Source organism: Streptosporangium amethystogenes (assembly GCF_000721075.1).
Lineage (GTDB): Bacteria > Actinomycetota > Actinomycetes > Streptosporangiales > Streptosporangiaceae > Streptosporangium > Streptosporangium amethystogenes.
Map to the genome: position 1 here is coordinate 1 of NZ_JOEQ01000111.1, position 1,779 is coordinate 1,779.

At 66.3% G+C, this 1,779-nt stretch carries 1 protein-coding gene; it reads right to left on the reverse strand.

Annotation, left to right across the window (positions count from 1 at the left end; genetic code table 11):
- The coding region (gene rpoB, locus IG98_RS0143780; RefSeq protein ID WP_030926451.1) for a DNA-directed RNA polymerase subunit beta at positions 1–1,779 on the reverse strand (1,779 nt) is incomplete at its 5' end.

Sequence of the window (1,779 nt, forward strand, 5' to 3'; positions counted from 1 at the left end):
TCAGACCTCTTCGACGCTGCTCGGCTCGCGCCGGGACAGGTCGATGCCGAGTTCTTCCGCGGCGCGGAAGACGTCCTCGTCGGTGTCGCGCATCTCGATGGACATGCCGTCGCTGGAGAGCACCTCGACGTTCAGGCACAGCGACTGCATTTCCTTGATGAGCACCTTGAAGGACTCCGGGATGCCCGGCTCGGGGATGTTCTCGCCCTTGACGATCGCCTCGTAGACCTTCACCCGGCCCAGAACATCGTCGGACTTGATGGTCAGCAGCTCCTGCAGGGCGTAGGCGGCGCCGTAGGCCTCCAGGGCCCAGACCTCCATCTCACCGAAGCGCTGACCGCCGAACTGGGCCTTACCACCGAGCGGCTGCTGGGTGATCATGGAGTACGGGCCGGTCGAGCGGGCGTGGATCTTGTCGTCGACCAGGTGGAGCAGCTTCAGGATGTAGATGTAGCCGACCGAGATCGGGTGCGGGAACGGCTCGCCGGAACGGCCGTCGAACAGCTGGGCCTTTCCGTTCGCGCCGACCATGCGCCCGCCGTCCCTGTTGACCAGGGTGTTGTCGAGCAGACCGATGATCTCTTCCTCGTTGGCGCCGTCGAAGACCGGGGTGGCCATGTTGGTGCGCGGGTCGACCTCGGCGAAGCCCTTGTCGCGCAGCCGCTCGGCCCAGGCCTCCTGGATACCGGAGATGTCCCAGCCCCTGGCCGCGATCCATCCCAGATGGGTCTCCAGGACCTGGCCGACGTTCATCCGGCCGGGCACGCCCAGCGGGTTGAGGATGATGTCGACCGCCGTGCCGTCCTCAAGGAAGGGCATGTCCTCCACGGGGAGGATCTTGGAGATGACACCCTTGTTGCCGTGGCGGCCGGCCAGCTTGTCACCGTCGGTGATCTTACGCTTCTGGGCCACGTAGACCCGGACCAGCTCGTTGACCCCCGGCGGGAGCTCGTCGCCCTCCTCGCGGCTGAACACCCGTACCCCGATGACCTTGCCCTGCTCGCCGTGCGGCACCTTCAGCGAGGTGTCACGGACCTCGCGGGCCTTCTCGCCGAAGATCGCACGCAGCAGCCGCTCCTCGGGGGTCAGCTCGGTCTCCCCCTTGGGGGTGACCTTGCCCACCAGGATGTCACCGGGCACGACCTCGGCACCGATACGGATGATGCCGCGCTCGTCGAGGTCGGCCAGCACCTCCTCGGAGACGTTCGGGATGTCCCGGGTGATCTCCTCGGGGCCCAGCTTGGTGTCGCGGGCGTCGACCTCGTGCTCCTCGATGTGGATCGAGGACAACACGTCGTCTTGCACCAGACGCTGGGAGAGGATGATCGCGTCCTCGTAGTTGTGACCTTCCCACGGCATGAACGCCACCAGGAGGTTCTTGCCCAGGGCCATCTCACCGCTGTCGGTGCAGGGACCGTCCGCGACGACCTGGTTGACCTCGATCCGGTCGCCTTCGGCGACGATCGGCTTCTGGTTGAAACAGGTGCCCTGGTTGGACCGCTTGAACTTGGCGACCCGGTAGGTGGTGCGGGTGCCGTCGTCGTTCATCACCGTGACGTAGTCGGCGGAGACCTCCTCGACCACGCCCGCCTTCTCGGCGGTGATGACGTCACCGGCGTCGGTCGCGGCACGGTACTCCATGCCGGTACCGACCAGCGGCGCCTCGCTCTTGAGCAACGGCACCGACTGACGCTGCATGTTCGAGCCCATGAGCGCACGGTTGGCGTCGTCGTGCTCCAGGAACGGGATCATCGCGGTCGCCACCGACACCATCTGGCG